This window comes from Actinomadura violacea, assembly GCF_017573465.1.
GTDB lineage: Bacteria > Actinomycetota > Actinomycetes > Streptosporangiales > Streptosporangiaceae > Spirillospora > Spirillospora violacea.
Window position 1 is genome coordinate 313,548 of the sequence record NZ_JAGEPF010000003.1, and the last position, 14,566, is coordinate 328,113.

Sequence of the window (14,566 nt, forward strand, 5' to 3'; positions counted from 1 at the left end):
TGGATGACCCATAAGTCTCGTTGATATCTTGCCAGGATGCTGGACCTGCATCGCGGACGGATCCTGCGGGAGGTCGCCCGGCTCGGCTCGATGACGGCGGCCGCGCGGTCCCTCGCCTACACCCAGCCGGCGGTGTCGCACCACATCGCGCGGCTGGAGGCCGAGGTCGGCACGCCGCTGGTGGTGCGGCACGGGCGCGGCGTCCGGCTCACCGAGGCCGGCCGGATCCTCGTCGAGCACGTCGAGGACGTCCTGGCCCGGATGGACGACGCCGAGGAGCAGATCGCCGCGATCGCCGGGCTGCGCGCCGGGCGGGTGCGGATCGCGGTGTTCCCGACCGCCGCGGCCGCGCTGCTGCCTCCCGCCCTCGCGGGGTTGCGCGCCCGCGCGCCCGGCGTCACCGTCACCCTGATGGACACCGAGCCGCCGCGGGCGCTCGCCGCGCTGCGCGCCGGCGAGGCCGACGTGGCGGTGGTGTTCGACCACGAGCACCTGCCGCCGGGCGCCGACGCCCGGTTCCGCGAGCTGGTGCTGTGCCACGACCCGATCCGGATCGTGCTGCCCGCCGCGCACCCGCTGGCGGCGGGCCCGGTCCGGCTGGCCGACCTGGCGGACGAGACGTGGGCGTCGGGCTGCGCGCGCTGCCGCGAGCACCTGACGTGGGCGTGCGGGCGCGCCGGGTTCGTGCCGCGGATCGCGTTCGCCACCGACGACCACGTCGCCGTCCAGCGGCTCGTCGCGCACGGCCTGGCGGTCACCGCGCTGCCGGGCCTGGCGCTCGGGCTGCACTCCGAACCGGGCGTGACCGTCCCGCCGGCGCCCGACCTCGGCAAGCGCCGCATCGCCGCGCTGGTCCCGGCGGGGCCGCGCCCGCCCGCGGTCGCCGCGCTGCTGGACGAACTCGCCGCCGCGGCGCCGTCCGGCACGCCGTCCGCCGCGGTGGGCGACGCGGTCAGGACAGGTGGCGGTGCAGGTCGGTGAGGCGCGTCGCCGCCTTCAGCACCGCCTCGGTCAGCTCCGGCATCCGGTCGTCGCCGAACCGCACCGACGGGCCCTGCAGCGCGACCGCCGCGAACGTGCGGCCCGCGCCGTCGCGGACCGGCGCCGCCACCGCGCGGACGCCGGCGAGCCGCTCCTCGTCGTTGACGGAGTAGCCGCGCTCGCGGATCCGCGCCAGCTCGGCCTCCAGCTCGGCGCGGGTGGTGAGCGTGGACGGGGTGAACCGCCGGTACGGCTCGTCCATCGCGACCTGGTCGTCCTCGAACGCCAGCAGCGTCTTGCCCATCGCGCAGGTGTGGATGGGGTTGCGGTCGCCGGGCGGCTGGTCGTAGCGCAGCGGGTGCGTGGAGGGCAGGTGCAGCAGCACCGCGACCTCGTCGCCTGCGCGGACGCCGAGGCTGACGGCCTCACCTGTCCCGTCGCGCAGCGCGGTCAGCTCCGGCTGCAGCAGCGTGGTGCCCATCCGCTCCAGCGCCAGCCGGCCGAGGATCGCGGCGGTCGGGCCGAGGAAGTACCGCTCGGTCTGCGCGTCGCGGCCGAGCATGCCGGTGGCGTGCAGCGCGTGCACGATGCGGTGCGCGGTGCTCACCGACAGGCCGAGGCGGTGCGCGATCTCGGTGGGGGTCTGCCGGTCGGCGTCCTCGAAGGTGCGCAGCACCGCGACCGACCGGTCCACGGTCTGGGTGCCCGGCTTCGGCCGGTGGCCGCCCGGTTCCGGGGGTCGTTCGGGCACCGCGCTCACCCGTCCTGCGGCCGCGGCGCCCACAGGCTCGGCAGGTTGACCACGATGCCCTCCTGCGTGCTGCGGGCGATCACCACGACCGCCTCCTCGTCGCCGGACGGGTTCTCCTCGCGGTGCGGGACGTAGGGCGGGACGAACACGTAGTCGCCGGGCCCGGTCTCCACCCGGACCTCCCGGTCCCCCTCGGCGAACACGAACACCGGATGCCCCGACACCACGTAGATCGCCGTCTCGGCCTCGCCGTGGTGGTGGTCGCCCGAGCTCGTCGCCGGCGGGACGTGGGTGCGGCCCATCCACAGCCGCTCCGACCCCACGGTCGTGCCGGAGATCGCCTCGAACCGCCGCATCCCGGACGTCTGGGCGGTGTCGGAGCGCAGCTCCGTCCCCCGGACGTGCTCGATCCTCCCGTGCCAGGCCGCCGTTCCCCGCGTTTCGGTCTCGTCCGTCACGCGTCCCATCCTCGCACCGGGCCGGCCGCCGCGATGACCGGGGGCGCCCGGCCGTGCGGCACGGGCGATCGGCGGCACGGGCGATCGGGGGCGTGCGATAGTGGGCGCGTGGGATCCGCGACGTTGAGCCCGTCCACGATGATGACCCCCTCCCCGAAGGTGACCGCCCGGCACGGCGTCGGGTTCGCGATGAACCCGTGCGCGAGCCTGCTGCGGCTGTACGCCGAGCACGGCCCGGTCGTGGCGGTCGGGACGCGCCGCAAGCCGTTCGTGCACCTGTTCGGCCCGGACGCCAACGCGTTCGTGTTCGCCAACTCCGGGCTGTTCCGCTGGCGGGAGGCGTTCGACCTGCTGGTGCCGGTGAACGGGGAGACCGCGCTGATCGTCAGCGACGGCGCCGACCACCGGCGGCGGCGCCGGCTCGTCCAGCCGGCGTTCCATCACCGCCGCGTCGACGGGTACGTCGACCGGATCGCCGCCAACACCGATGCGGCGCTGGCGTCCTGGGCGCCCGGCCGCACCCTGGACGCCTACGCCGAGCTGCGGGGCGTCATCCGCCGCAGCACCGTGGAGGTGCTGTTCGGCGACGAGCTCGCCGCCGACGCCGAGGTGATCGGCCGCGGCCTGCAGGTCGCGCTGGCGGGCATCGACCGCAACTTCGTGGCGCAGATGATGCTGCGGGCCCTGCCCAACCCGTACTGGCGGCGCGTCACCGCCTCCCGCGCGGCGGTCGCCCGGCGGGTGGACGAGGAGATCGAGCGGCGGCGCCGCGAGGGCGGCGAGCACGACGACGTGCTCGGCATGCTGATGGCGGCCCGCGACGAGGACGGCTCGGGCCTGACCCGCCAGGAGCTGCAGGACCAGGTCATCAGCCTGATCTCGGCCGGGTACGACACCACCAGCGCGGCGATGGCGTGGGCGGTGTACGCGCTGCTGGTGCATCCGGACGTGGCCGAGCGGGCCCGCCGGGAGGTCGCCGAGGTGCTCGGCGGCCGCCCGCCGGAGGCCGCCGACCTGCCGAAGCTCACCTACCTGGACGGGGTGGTGCAGGAGACGCTGCGGCTGTTCCCGCCGGCGGTGCTGAGCGCCCGCGTCCCCGTCGAGGACTTCGCCTACGCCGGGCACCGGATCCCGGCGGGCGCGATGGTGCTGTACTCCCCCTACGTCACGCACCGGATGCCGGAGGTGTGGCCGCAGGCGGGGCGGTTCCGGCCCGAGCGCTGGATCCCGGGCTCGGACCTGCACCGCCCGACGACGCCTTCGACGTTCCTGCCGTTCGGCGGCGGGCCGCACCGCTGCATCGGCTCGACGCTGGCGACCGTGGAGATCAAGACGATGCTCGCCTGCCTGCTGCGCGGCCCCCGGCTGCGGCTGGTGTCGCCCGCGGTGACGCCGACCAGCGTCACCGCGATGCGGCCGCGCGGCGGGCTGCCCGTGCGCGTCCTGCCGGCCTGAACGCGCCGGGCCGCCGGCCGCCGCGCCGCCCGGCCCTACTGGCTGCGCAGGCAGGCGCAGAACGGGTGCCCGGCGGGGTCGGTGAGGACCCGCCAGCGGTCGCCGCCCGGCTGGAAGTCGGGCTTGCCGCCGCCCAGTTCGGCGACGAGCGCCTCGGCCTTGTCGAGGTCGTCGACGTAGAAGTCGAGGTGGTACTGCTGGGGCCGCTCCCCGGTCGGCCACGTCGGCGCCTTGTGGTCGGGGACGCCCTGGAAGTAGACGTTCTGCCCGCCGGGCAGGGCGACGGCCGCCGCCTCCGGGGTGTCGAAGGTGACCTCGCCGCCGGTGAGCGCCGCGTAGAACGCCGCGAGCTTCGGCGGTTCCGGGCAGTCGATGTTGATGGCGATGAATTCGGCGATACCGGACATGTATGTGCTCCCTGGTCGTTCAAGGTCGATGCATCACAGTCTTCCAGGAGAGACTGACACCTTCTGTCAGGTACCTGAAGAAGATCGTCCGGCTGGCCGCGACGCCGCCGCGCGGACCACGGCGGCGGCCAGGGCGCGGTTCTCGGGGGCGCCGCCACCGCCGCCGTAGGAGAAGCGGCGGCGGGTGTAGGCGTAGGCGACGCCGCTGCGGGGATCGGCGAACGATTGGGCGCCGACGGCGCCGCTGTGCCCGAACGCGTCGGGGTCGAGGAACGGGTAGCGGACGCCCTGCGCCTCGAAGCCGAGCAGGAAGTGGTCGCGTTCCCCGGTGACCAGGTCGGTGCCCGGCGAGTGCGGCGCGGTGAACTCCGCGAGCGTCGCGGGTGCCAGCAGCGGGGGCCGCCCGTCCGTCTCGCCGATCGCGGCGGCGTACATCTTCGCCAGGCCGCGGGCGTTGCCGACTCCGCCCGAGGAGGCCGGGCCGAGGGCGCGGACCGCGCGGGTGCGGCCGAAGGCGACCAGGTCGGTCGGCGGGTCGGCGTTGAGGTTGAACGCGATGCCGGTGAGGGTGCCGGGCGCGGGCGGCTCGTCGCGCGCGCCGGGCGGGAGCAGGACCGGCTGGACGGGCACGTAGCGGGCCTCGAGGTCTTCGGGCAGGCCGAGGTGGAAGTCCAGGTCGTAGGGGTCGCGGATCCGTTCGCGGTACAGCTCCTGGATCGAGCGGCCGGTGGCGCGGCGGACGACCTCGCCGGTGAGCGCGCCGATGACGAACGCGTGGTAGCCGTAGGCGGTGCCGGGGCGCCAGTGGGGTCGCTGCCCCGCCAGCCGCTGCGCCAGGAGCCGGTCGTCGGCGAGTTCGTCGGTGCGGAATCCGCCGTCGACGCCGATCAGCCCGGCGCGGTGCGCGAGCAGGTCCCGCAGCGTCAGCCCGTCCTTGCCCTCGGCGGCGAACTCGGGCCAGTACTCGGCGACGCGGCGGTCCAGGTCGAGCACGCCGTCCTGGACGAGCAGCGCTACGACCAGGTGCGCAGCGCCCTTGGCGGAGGAGTACAGCGACAGCAGCGAGCCGCCGTCGACGCCGTCCCCGGTCCACAGGTCGACGACGCGGCGGCCGCCGGCGTAGGCGGCGAGCTGGGCGTCCAGGCCCGGCTCCGCCGCGGCGGCGGCCTCGAAGGCGGCGCGGACGTCCTCGAAGCCGCCGGCGACCGTACCGTGGACCGTGCCATCAACGGTGCCATCAACGGTGCCCGTCGGCGTCGCGGCCGGGCCGGTCATCGGGTGCTCCCGGGCGTGGCCAGGGTGCCCTGCTCGTCGCCGACGAATTCGCCGAGGGTGGCGAAGAACGCGGCGATGCCGGGCAGATTGGCGCCCTTGGCCCGGGACGCGGCGAAGTCCTCGGGCGAGCGCCACTCCACCATGTCCAGCCATTCGCCGCCGGGCAGCCGGATCAGGCGCGCGTCCAGGAATCCCTCGCGGTCGGCACGGAAGTCCGCCAGCATCGCCGGACGGGCCGCCAGCATCGCCTCGACCTTGCCGGGGTCCACCTTGAAACGGGCCAGTTCCACGGTCGCAGCCATCTCGGCCTCCTTGATCTCGTTATGGCGGAGACGATATGGTCACCACCACAGATAGTCAACAGAGGTGATTATCACCTCAGTGGACCAAGGAGGCGGGACGTGCGGCGCAGCGAGCGCAAGGCGGTCGATCCCGACATCGGCGTGCTCACCGCGCGGCTGATGTTCGCGGTGCAGGGCGAGCTGTTCGCGACCCTCGCCGGGCAGGGGCACCCGGACCTGCGCCCGCAGCACGGCGCGGTGCTCGCCTACCTGGACCCCGAGGGCAGCCGCGCGACCGAGCTGGCGCGCCGTTCCGGGCAGCACAAGCAGGTCGTCGGGAAGGTCCTGGACGAGCTGGAGGAGCTCGGGTACGTCGAGCGGCGCCCCGACCCGAGCGACCGGCGCGCCAAGCTCGTCGTGCCGACCGCGCGGGGGCTGGACCAGATGACCCGTTCCGACGCGATCCTGGAGGCGATCGAGCGCGGGCACGCCGAGGCCGTCGGCGAAGACGCCTATGCCGCGTTCAAGCGGATGTACCGGGAGATCGTCGAGCGTCAGCGCGCCCGCCGCAAGGACGCCGCCGGGTGAGGCCCGGGCCGGCGGCGCGGGTGAGGCGGGCGCCGACGGCGGCGAGCCGCTCGGCCAGCTCCGGCGGCTCGACCACCTCGAAGTCCAGGTCGAGGTAGGCGATGCGCAGCGCGGTGTACTCCAGCGAGTCGGGCGCGGTGCGCAGCACGCAGGTGCGCTCGTCGACCGGTTCGACCTCGGCGCCGGTGACGCGGAACCGGTCGATCAGCTCCTCGGCGGAGGCGTGCACGGTCAGCACCGCGCTCCGCACCGGCCGGGAGCGGGCCAGGGACCGGGTGACGAACGCGGCGGCGTCGGCGGCGGGCAGGTCGCGGGGCGGGCAGCGCACGCCGGTCGGGTGCGGGCGGGCGACGCGGTCGACGCGGAACGTCCGCCAGTCGTCGCGTCCGGTGTCGAAGGCGACCAGGTACCAGCGGCGCCCGGCCGTCACCAGGCCGTGCGGGTCGGCGAGCCGGGACGTCTCGGCGCCGCCGGTGTCGCGGTAGGCGAACCGGACCCGTTCGCGGTCGCGGCTCGCGGCGGCCAGCACGGTGAGGGTCTCGGGGTCCACGGCGGGCCCGGCGGGCGGCCCGGTCAGCGGGGTCGTGGCGGTGTGCAGGGCGTTGACGCGGCGGCGCAGCCGGGCCGGCAGGATCTGCTCCAGCTTGGCCAGCGCCCGCACCGACGCCTCGCCGATGCCCTCGACCGCTCCACCGGCGGCGCCGCGCAGCCCGACGGCGATCGCGACGGCCTCCTCGTCGTCCAGCAGCAGCGGCGGCAGCGCGGTGCCCGCCTCCAGCCGGTACCCGCCGACCTTGCCGAGCGTGGCGTGCACGGGGTAGCCGAGGTCGCGCAGCCGCTCGACGTCGCGGCGGACGGTGCGGACGGTGACGCCGAGCCGCTCGCTCAGCTCCGGGCCCGTCCACTCGCGCCGGGTCTGCAGGAGGGACAGCAGGTGCAGCAGCCGCGCCGAGGACATGCCGCCAGTATGCCCGCCAATGAGGACCGTTCCCGACCTCTTTGCTTCGTAGCGTGGCCGGCATGCACGCCGACGACATCATCATCACCAGGGCACGGGAGAACAACCTCAAGGACGTCTCGCTGCGCATCCCCAAGGGCCGCCTCGTCGTGGTCACCGGGGTGTCGGGGTCGGGCAAGTCGTCGCTGGCGTTCGGGACGGTCGCGGTGGAGGCGCGGCGGCAGCTCGCCGAGACGTTCGGCTGGTTCGCCCGCGACCGGATGCCCAAGCACGAGCGGCCCGACGCCGACGCGATCGAGAACCTCGCCCCGGCCGTGGTCGTCGACCAGCGGCCCATCGGCGGCGGGGCGCGCTCCACGGTCGGGACCGCGTCGGAGATCAACCCGGTGCTGCGGGTCCTGTTCTCCCGCCACGGCGCCCCGAGCGCGGGCGAGGCGTCCGCCTACTCCTTCAACGACCCGCGCGGCATGTGCCCCGAGTGCGAGGGACTCGGCCGCGTCACCCGCGTCGACCTGGACCGCTTCCTCGACACGGGCAAGACCCTGAACGAGGGCGCGGTGAACTTCCCGCCGTTCGGCGTCGGCACGTTCGTGTGGCAGCTGTACGCCGAGTCGGGCCTGTTCGACCCGGACAAGCCGCTGCGCGACTTCACCGCCGAGGAGTGGGACCTGCTGCTGCACGGCAAGGGGTTCCGGGTGAAGCGGCTCAACCGGACGGGGTCGGTCGGCACCAACGCCTACGAGGGCCTCGTCGAGCGGTTCGACCGCCTCTACGTCAAGCGGGACCTCGACAGCCTGAAGGGGAATGTGCGGGAGGCGGCGCGGCGGGTCGTCCGCGAGCAGGACTGCCCCGAGTGCGGCGGGTCCCGGCTGAACGCGGCGGCGCGCGCGTCGACGATCGCCGGGCGGTCCCTCCCGGAGCTGTGCGCGATGGAGGTCGGCGACCTGGCCGCGGTGCTGGAGGAGATCACCGGGCCGGTCGCCGGGCCGGTCGCGGCGTCGGTCGCCGGCGCGGCGGCGGCGCGGCTGCGGCGGCTGGAGGAGATCGGCCTCGGCTACCTCTCCCTGGACCGGGAGACCCGCACGCTGTCGGGCGGGGAGGCGCAGCGGCTGAAGGTCGTCCGGCACCTCGGGTCGAGCCTGACCGGGATGACGTACGTGTTCGACGAGCCGAGCGCCGGACTGCACCCCAGCGACGTGGACCGGCTGGTCGCGCTGCTGCGGCGGCTGCGCGACAAGGGCAACACCGTGCTGGTGGTGGAGCACGACCCGGCGATCGTGAGCGCCGCCGACCACGTCGTCGACATGGGGCCGGGCGCGGGCGCGCGCGGCGGCGAGGTCGTGTTCGCCGGGACCGTCGCCGCGCTCCGCGACGCCGGCACCGCGACGGGCCGGGCGCTGCGCCGCGTCACGCCCGTCAAGGCGGCGGTCCGGGAACCGTCGGGGTGGCTGGCGGTGACCGGCGCGAACGCCCGCAACCTCGCCGACGTCACGGTGCGGTTCCCGGCCGGGGTGCTGACGGCCGTGACGGGCGTCGCCGGATCGGGCAAGAGCAGCCTGGTGATGGAGGAGTTCGCCGCCCGCCACGAGCACGCCATCGTGGTGGACCAGTCGGCGATCACCGCGTCGCGGCGTTCCAGCCCCGCCACGTTCCTCGGCGCGATGGACCCGCTGCGCCGCCTGTTCGCCCGCGCGAACGGCGTCGACGCCGCGCTGTTCAGCCACAACTCCGCGGGCGCCTGCCCCGGGTGCGACGGCGCCGGCGTGATCCGCACCGACCTGGCGTTCATGGACCCGGTCACGGTGCGGTGCGAGGCGTGCGGCGGCCGCCGCTACCGTCCCGAGGTGCTGGCCCTCACGCTGCGCGGCCGGTCCATCGCCGACGTGCTGGAGACCCCCGCCGAGCAGGCGGTCGCGTTCTTCACCGGTGACGACGCGGCCGAGCGGGCGATCGCCGGGCGGCTGCGCGCCCTCGTCGACGTCGGCCTCGGCCACATGGCGCCCGGCCGGCCGCTGTCGTCGCTGTCGGGCGGGGAGCGGCAGCGGGTGAAGCTGGCGGCGCGACTGCACCGCACCGGCCAGCTGTACGTGCTGGACGAGCCGACGGCCGGCCTGCACACCGACGACGTCGCGGCGCTGCTGGCGCTGCTGGACCGGCTCGTGGACGCCGGCAACACCGTCATCGTCGTCGAGCACGACCTGGCGGTGGTCAAGCACGCCGACTGGGTGATCGACCTCGGGCCGGGCGGCGGGCGCGCCGGCGGCCGGGTGATGTTCGAGGGCACCCCCGCCGGGCTCGTGAACGCGGAGGGCTCGGTCACCGCCGAATTCCTGCGCCGCTCCCTCGGCGCGCCCCCCGGACGCGCGGTCGCGAGCTGACGCGCCGCGGCCGTCCACGGTCCGCGCCGCGGGCGGCGGTCACCCGTCGCCGAGCAGCACCGTCCTGTTCGGCGACGGGGTGGGCAGGAGGTCGGCGGTGAGGACCAACGCACCGCCGTCCACCGCTTGGACGCCGTACAGGCGGCCGCGCTCGGGCAGGGGCGGGGAGACCCGGGCCAGCAGTGCCCCGGTCCGGGCGTCGTTGACGTCGACGTGGTCGGCGATCTCCCCGCCGTGGTCGCTGCTCAGCGTGTAGACGCGTCCATCGGCGACGGCAACGGGCGACCTGAGCTGCGTCGTCTCGTCGGCGCCGGGGAAGGGGAAGCTCCACAGGCGGCGGCCGGAGACGGGGTCGGTGGCGCAGATCCCCTTGCGGTGGCCGCCGGAAACGCGGATCGAGCACGGTGCGTAGCCGGCTTCGGCGTCGAAGACCTTGCCGTCGCCGTGGACGAGCTGGCGGTGCTCGCCGATCCGCGCGCCGGTCGTGGCGTCGTAGACGGCCTCGCGTTCCAGCGTCCAGACCACGATCCTGTTCCGGCTGAGGGCGTCGACGCTGACGGGGAGCTCGCGGGCGAGGCTCCTGCCGGGCCACCAGCTCGCGAAGCTCTTGCTCCACAGGCGGCGGCCGGTGGCGGAGTCGTGGCCTTCGACGAGGAGCCCGCTGTCCGGGCACATCCGCCCGACGAGCAGGGTGCCGCCGGCGGTGCCCGCCGGTGCCTGCCCGCACCGGTCGCGCAGCCGCCAGCGCGGGCGTCCCGTCGCGGGGTCCAACACGGTGAACGCCTCGGCGGGGATAACCGCCGATCGCCCGATGACGGCGGCCCCTTCCAGCGAGTCCGAACTGCTGGGGACGGTGCGGTTCCAGCGGACCTTGCCCGTCCGCACGTCGATCACCATGGCCTGCAGCGGCGCCTCGATGGTGCGCGTGTCGGGGTCCAGGTGCGCCCAGACCAGCAGGAGCCGTCCGGTGGCGGGATCGAGGTCGGCGTCGACGAGCCGGTGGTCGCGGCGGGTGAACCGCCAGTAGGTGCCGGCGGGGCGGATGCGGTGCGCCGTCACCGAGGCGGACTTCGGGGTCGCCTCGATCGCGACGCCGCGGTAGGTCAGGACGTCGAAGGGGTAGGTCGCCACCACCTTCTGCGGGTGCAGCGGGGCTTGTGCGGCGATCGGGGCGGGGAAGGCTCCGTGCGGGCCGTCGATCGTCCAGTCCGGCCGGTCGCGGTGCGCGTCCCATTGCAGCCAGAGGCCGGACGCGATCACCAGGATCCCGGCGACGATCGTCGCGGTCGCGGCCGACGGTGCGCGCATCCGGCGCCGGTGGCCCGGGCCGGTCGTCGCGTTCTCGTCTCGGGCGCGGATCGCTGCCTCGAGCCGCTCCAGGCGAACGAGCCGCCGCACCGCCGACGCCGGGGTGACGATGGCGACACCGATCCACACGATCGTGGTGCCGAGGCGCCGTTCCTCGTGCGACGCGATGAGCATGGCCGCGCTCAGGATGAGCAGCCCCACCGGCGGAAACAGGTAGATCCAGCCGTACCGGCGGATCTGGCCGCGCGTGTACGCGCTCAGCGCGAGGGCCGGCTCGTCCAGGGACGGGTCGGCGGGCGGGACGCATTTGCGGAGGGCGCGCGCTACCGCCGGACGGTCCGCGGCGGGCAGCCGCCGCACCGGTTCGGGGAGGCGGCGGCTCGTCCATCGCCGGTCGCGGACCCGGTTCAGCGGCCCGCGCTGCGGGGGTTGCGACGTGGGCGGCTGGGCTGGGCGGACCGCGGGTTCGGGCATGCCACCGTTTCCGGACGCTCGGGGGGTTCGACGCGGGGTGATCCACTTATACAGGATCGCCCCGACATCGGCCGTCAAGTCCGTCAGGACGATGGTCCGAAGGTGGCCGGGTGCGCTTCGGCCGGCGCGTCAGTCGGTGGGGGCGAGGCGGGCGGGGAAGCCGCCGGTCGCGATGGGGCCCCAGCGGTCGATGGTGACGCGGATGAGGGACTTGTCCTGGCGGCGCATCGCCTCGCGGTACTCGTCCCAGTCGGGGTGCTCGCCGGCGATGCAGCGGTAGTAGTCGACGAGGGCGTCGGCGGCGTCGGGCATGTCGATGACCTCGGCGGTCCCGTCGACCTGCACGTAGGGGCCGTTCCAGTCGTCGGACAGCACGCACAGCGACACCCGCGGGTCGCGGCGGGCGTTGCGGGCCTTGACGCGCTCGGGGTAGGTGGACACCACGATGCGCCCGCCGGGGTCGACGCCGCAGGTCACCGGCGACATCTGCGGGCGGCCGTCGGAGCGGGCGGTGGCGATCAGCGCGCGGTGGCGTGGCCGCAGGAATTCCAGCAGTTCGGAGCGTTCGACGCGGTCGGCGGTGGCGATGGAAGGAGCCATGTCCCCACCTTAGGGACGGTCCCGGGGCCGGCCGTTGTCGCCCCGCACAATGATCGCCGGGAAGTTTTGAGGGCTCACCAGTTCATCGCCGCCCGGTGGGCCTGCATGATGACGGGCGTCCTCCTCTCCCCCGCCCGAAGAGGTTCGCCATGCGCCCCCACCGCACGTCCGCAGTCCTGCTCGGCACCGCGCTGCTGGCCGGCGCGCTGACCGCGCCGCCCGCCCTCGCCGACGCCCCGCTGCGGGCGCCCGCCGCGTCCCCGCTCACGGCCGCGGCGCCGCGGCTGGCGACGGCCGCCAACTTCCGCGACCTCGGCGGCTACGCGACCGCCGACGGGCACCACGTCCGCGGCGGCGTCGTCTACCGGTCCAACTCGCTGGCGAACCTGTCGGCCGCCGACCAGCAGACGCTGCTGGGCCTCGGGATCACCCTGGACGCGGACCTGCGCAACGCCAAGGAGCGCTCCGACGACCCCGACAGGCTGCCCGCCGGGATCGCCTACAAGGTCGCCGACGTGGAGGACCTGACGCACGGGATCTCGTTCGCGAACCCGGCGCTGGGGAGCCTGCTGTACGGGTTCCTGATGGGGCTGATCACGGGGTCGTCCAACCTCGGGCAGTCCATCGCCTACCCGTTCATGGCGGACTTCGGCGGCGCGAGCCGCGCCTACCGGGACCTGCTCACCTCGATCGCCGCCAACCCGCGCGCGACGGTGTTCCACTGCACCGCCGGCAAGGACCGGACGGGGTGGGGCGCGGCGGTGCTGCTGACGCTCCTCGGCGTCCCGAAGGCGACGGTGTACCAGGACTACCTGGCCAGCAACACCTATCTCGGCCGGTCGGACGCGGTGGAGTCGTCGTGGCTGGACGAGGCGTTCCACGAGGTGGACCAGGTGTACGGGGGCTTCGACAACTACGTCCACAAGGGCCTGGGGCTCAGTGACGCGACGATCGCGGCGCTGCGGTCCCGGCTGCTGACGTCCTGACCGCGGCCCGCCGGCGCCGGAGGCCTCCGGCGCCGGCGGGTCAGGGCCGTTCGACCGGGGGCATCAGGGGCGGCCCGTCGGTCTCGGCGGCGGTGACGACCTTGCGGAGCAGGCCGGCGAGATGCGCGCGTTCGGTGCCGGTCAGCGGCGCGAGCAGCTCGTGTTCGGCGGCGGCCTGGTCGCCGATGGCGCCCTCCCATGCGGCGTGGCCCTGATCGGTGAGCGCGACCAGGAGGCGCCGCCGGTCGGACGGGTCGTGCGCGCGGGTGAGGTGCCCCGACTCCTGCAGCCGGTCGAGCCTGCTGGTGAGGGTGGCGGGGTGGGTGCCCAGCGCCTGGGCGAGCCAGGTGGGCGTGGCCTGGTAGGGCGGCCCGGCGGAGCGGAGCCGCCACAGGATGTCGTACTCCCAGCCTTTGAGGCGGCGTGCCTTGAGCGCGTCCTCGCGGCGGCGCCGCAGGAGCGCGACCAGGGTCTGCATGCGGGTGATCGCGCCCTCGACGTCGGGGTCGAGGTCCGCCAGTTCCCCGGACCAGTGGGCGATGTGCCGGTCGATCGAGTCCTCCACACCGCGAAGATACTATCTTCTCGGATAGTATGTTTTCGTAGTAACTGAGAGTGAGGACTCCCTCATGCCCCTGTGGCCCCCCGGCTTCGCCGGCCGGATCGACGAACGCACCATCGACAGCCGCCTGCTGCGCGGCAACCCCCTCGGAGACCCGCACCACAGGCCGGTGTGGGTGTACACCCCGCCCGGCTACGACGACGAACCCGGGCGCCGCTACCCGTCCGTCTACATGCTGCTCGGGTTCACCGGCACCCTCCCGGCCTGGAGCAACCAACCCGGCGCGTTCCGGACGTCGGTGCCGGTCGCCACCGACGCGCTGTTCGCCCGCGGCGAGGCGCCGCCGATGATCCTGGTGTTCGTGGACGCCTGGACGAGCTACGGCGGCAGCCAGTACGTCGACTCCGCCGGGACCGGCCGCTACCACTCCTACCTGTGCGAGGAGGTCGTCCCGTGGGTCGACGCCCACTACCGGACGCTCCCCGACCGCGACCACCGGGCGATCGCGGGCAAGTCCAGCGGAGGGCTCGGCGCGATGGTCACCTCGATGCTGCGCCCCGACCTGTTCGGCGCGTTCGCCACGCACTCGGGCGACGCGCTGTCGGAGGCCCAGTACATCCCGCACTTCCTGCGGGCCGTCCGCGACCTGCGCGCCTACGGCGGCGACGTGTTCGCCTGGTGGGACGACTTCCGCTCCCGCGTCGCGTTCACCAAGCAGGAGGATCTGCGGCTGCTGGAGATCCTCGCGGTGTCGGCGTGCTTCTCGCCCGGCGCCGACGGCACGCCGGTGCTGCCGTTCGACCCGGTCACGGGGGCGCTGCGGCCCGAGGTGTGGGAGCGGTGGCTGCGCTGGGACCCCGTGCGGATGGCTCCCGCGCACGCCGAGGCGCTGCGGTCGATGCGCGCGATCTGGATCGATGCGGGGACCAGCGACGAATGGTTCCTCGACCTCGGCGCCACGGCCTTCCGCGAGGAGGTGCGGCGGGCGGGCGTCCCGGAGGACATCGTGCGGTTCGAGCTGTTCGACGCGGGCCACGTGGCGATCGAGTACCGCCATCCCGAGGCTCTCGCCTGGCTGGCCCGCCGCCTCACGCCCTGAGCGCG

The 14,566-nt window shown here is 74.7% G+C and carries 15 protein-coding genes; 6 read left to right on the plus strand and 9 right to left on the minus strand.

The window, feature by feature from the left end:
• The first annotated feature begins 36 nt into the window (after positions 1-36).
• The gene (locus J4709_RS05440; protein ID WP_208237576.1) at positions 37-981 is read left to right on the plus strand and encodes a LysR family transcriptional regulator; all 945 of its coding nucleotides are present in this window, start codon (positions 37-39) and stop codon (positions 979-981) included.
• Here the strand turns inward: J4709_RS05440 and J4709_RS05445 are convergent.
• Positions 953-1,732, minus strand: coding sequence for an IclR family transcriptional regulator (locus tag J4709_RS05445; protein WP_208237578.1), 780 nt, complete (start codon positions 1,730-1,732; stop codon positions 953-955). The two genes, J4709_RS05440 and J4709_RS05445, sit on opposite strands and share 29 nt — an antisense overlap.
• 5 nt (positions 1,733-1,737) lie before the next feature.
• Positions 1,738-2,190 carry a cupin domain-containing protein gene (locus J4709_RS52915; protein WP_307800991.1) on the minus strand — a complete coding sequence of 151 codons (453 nt, stop codon included), beginning with the start codon at positions 2,188-2,190 and terminating at the stop codon, positions 1,738-1,740.
• Between the two features lie 108 nt (positions 2,191-2,298).
• Between J4709_RS52915 and J4709_RS05455 the strand changes: the two genes are divergently transcribed.
• Positions 2,299-3,645, plus strand: a complete 1,347-nt coding sequence (locus J4709_RS05455) for a cytochrome P450 (RefSeq protein WP_307800992.1) — start codon at positions 2,299-2,301, stop codon at positions 3,643-3,645.
• Positions 3,646-3,680: 35 nt separating this feature from the next.
• Here the strand turns inward: J4709_RS05455 and J4709_RS05460 are convergent, their stop codons facing one another.
• The 3 genes from J4709_RS05460 to J4709_RS05470 form a co-directional block, all read right to left on the minus strand.
• Complete coding sequence (locus J4709_RS05460; RefSeq protein ID WP_208237582.1) at positions 3,681-4,052, minus strand: VOC family protein; 372 nt, start codon at positions 4,050-4,052, stop codon at positions 3,681-3,683.
• A gap of 66 nt (positions 4,053-4,118) precedes the next feature.
• Positions 4,119-5,327 carry a serine hydrolase domain-containing protein gene (locus tag J4709_RS05465; RefSeq protein WP_208237584.1) on the minus strand — a complete coding sequence of 403 codons (1,209 nt, stop codon included), beginning with the start codon at positions 5,325-5,327 and terminating at the stop codon, positions 4,119-4,121.
• Positions 5,324-5,629 (minus strand): antibiotic biosynthesis monooxygenase family protein, encoded by a 306-nt coding sequence (locus J4709_RS05470; protein ID WP_208237586.1) that lies wholly within the window; start codon positions 5,627-5,629, stop codon positions 5,324-5,326. Before J4709_RS05470 ends, J4709_RS05465 begins: the two co-directional genes overlap by 4 nt.
• Before the next feature lie 99 nt (positions 5,630-5,728).
• Between J4709_RS05470 and J4709_RS05475 the strand changes: the two genes are divergently transcribed.
• Positions 5,729-6,196: a MarR family winged helix-turn-helix transcriptional regulator gene (locus J4709_RS05475; RefSeq protein WP_307800993.1), complete on the plus strand. Its 468-nt coding sequence runs from the start codon at positions 5,729-5,731 to the stop codon at positions 6,194-6,196.
• On the opposite strand, the gene J4709_RS05480 is transcribed toward J4709_RS05475, so the two are convergent.
• Complete coding sequence (locus J4709_RS05480; RefSeq protein WP_208237591.1) at positions 6,132-7,154, minus strand: helix-turn-helix transcriptional regulator; 1,023 nt, start codon at positions 7,152-7,154, stop codon at positions 6,132-6,134. The genes J4709_RS05475 and J4709_RS05480 overlap by 65 nt on opposite strands.
• A 62-nt stretch (positions 7,155-7,216) precedes the next feature.
• Between J4709_RS05480 and J4709_RS05485 the strand changes: the two genes are divergently transcribed.
• On the plus strand, positions 7,217-9,532 hold the full coding sequence (locus J4709_RS05485; RefSeq protein WP_208237593.1) for an ATP-binding cassette domain-containing protein: 2,316 nt from the start codon (positions 7,217-7,219) through the stop codon (positions 9,530-9,532).
• Between the two features lie 39 nt (positions 9,533-9,571).
• On the opposite strand, the gene J4709_RS05490 is transcribed toward J4709_RS05485, so the two are convergent.
• Together J4709_RS05490 and J4709_RS05495 are read right to left on the minus strand one after the other, a co-directional pair.
• Entirely contained in the window at positions 9,572-11,314 is a 1,743-nt protein-coding gene (locus J4709_RS05490) for an outer membrane protein assembly factor BamB family protein (protein ID WP_208237595.1), read from the minus strand.
• 129 nt (positions 11,315-11,443) lie between these two features.
• Positions 11,444-11,914: a PPOX class F420-dependent oxidoreductase gene (locus tag J4709_RS05495; RefSeq protein WP_208237597.1), complete on the minus strand. Its 471-nt coding sequence runs from the start codon at positions 11,912-11,914 to the stop codon at positions 11,444-11,446.
• A 149-nt stretch (positions 11,915-12,063) separates the two neighbouring features.
• On the opposite strand from J4709_RS05495, the gene J4709_RS05500 reads away from it, so the two are divergent.
• Positions 12,064-12,900, plus strand: coding sequence for a tyrosine-protein phosphatase (locus J4709_RS05500; protein WP_208237599.1), 837 nt, complete (start codon positions 12,064-12,066; stop codon positions 12,898-12,900).
• 40 nt (positions 12,901-12,940) lie between these two features.
• Here J4709_RS05500 and J4709_RS05505 read toward each other — a convergent pair whose 3' ends face one another.
• Positions 12,941-13,465 carry a MarR family winged helix-turn-helix transcriptional regulator gene (locus J4709_RS05505; RefSeq protein ID WP_208237602.1) on the minus strand — a complete coding sequence of 175 codons (525 nt, stop codon included), beginning with the start codon at positions 13,463-13,465 and terminating at the stop codon, positions 12,941-12,943.
• A gap of 64 nt (positions 13,466-13,529) precedes the next feature.
• Here J4709_RS05505 and J4709_RS05510 point away from each other — a divergent pair, with 64 nt between their 5' ends.
• Positions 13,530-14,561 (plus strand): alpha/beta hydrolase, encoded by a 1,032-nt coding sequence (locus tag J4709_RS05510; protein ID WP_208237604.1) that lies wholly within the window; start codon positions 13,530-13,532, stop codon positions 14,559-14,561.
• Positions 14,562-14,566: the final 5 nt, after the last annotated feature.

Excerpts from the sequence above, each read along its gene's own strand:
- J4709_RS05465 (WP_208237584.1), bottom strand. The coding sequence starts at position 5,327 with ATGACCGGCCCGGCCGCGACGCCGACGGGCACCGTTGATGGCACCGTT.
- J4709_RS05495 (WP_208237597.1), bottom strand. The coding sequence starts at position 11,914 with ATGGCTCCTTCCATCGCCACCGCCGACCGCGTCGAACGCTCCGAACTG.
- J4709_RS05470 (WP_208237586.1), bottom strand. The coding sequence starts at position 5,629 with ATGGCTGCGACCGTGGAACTGGCCCGTTTCAAGGTGGACCCCGGCAAG.
- J4709_RS05440 (WP_208237576.1), top strand. The coding sequence starts at position 37 with ATGCTGGACCTGCATCGCGGACGGATCCTGCGGGAGGTCGCCCGGCTC.
- J4709_RS05510 (WP_208237604.1), top strand. The coding sequence starts at position 13,530 with ATGCCCCTGTGGCCCCCCGGCTTCGCCGGCCGGATCGACGAACGCACC.
- J4709_RS05490 (WP_208237595.1), bottom strand. The coding sequence starts at position 11,314 with ATGCCCGAACCCGCGGTCCGCCCAGCCCAGCCGCCCACGTCGCAACCC.
- J4709_RS05485 (WP_208237593.1), top strand. The coding sequence starts at position 7,217 with ATGCACGCCGACGACATCATCATCACCAGGGCACGGGAGAACAACCTC.
- J4709_RS05500 (WP_208237599.1), top strand. The coding sequence starts at position 12,064 with ATGCGCCCCCACCGCACGTCCGCAGTCCTGCTCGGCACCGCGCTGCTG.
- J4709_RS05480 (WP_208237591.1), bottom strand. The coding sequence starts at position 7,154 with ATGTCCTCGGCGCGGCTGCTGCACCTGCTGTCCCTCCTGCAGACCCGG.
- J4709_RS05460 (WP_208237582.1), bottom strand. The coding sequence starts at position 4,052 with ATGTCCGGTATCGCCGAATTCATCGCCATCAACATCGACTGCCCGGAA.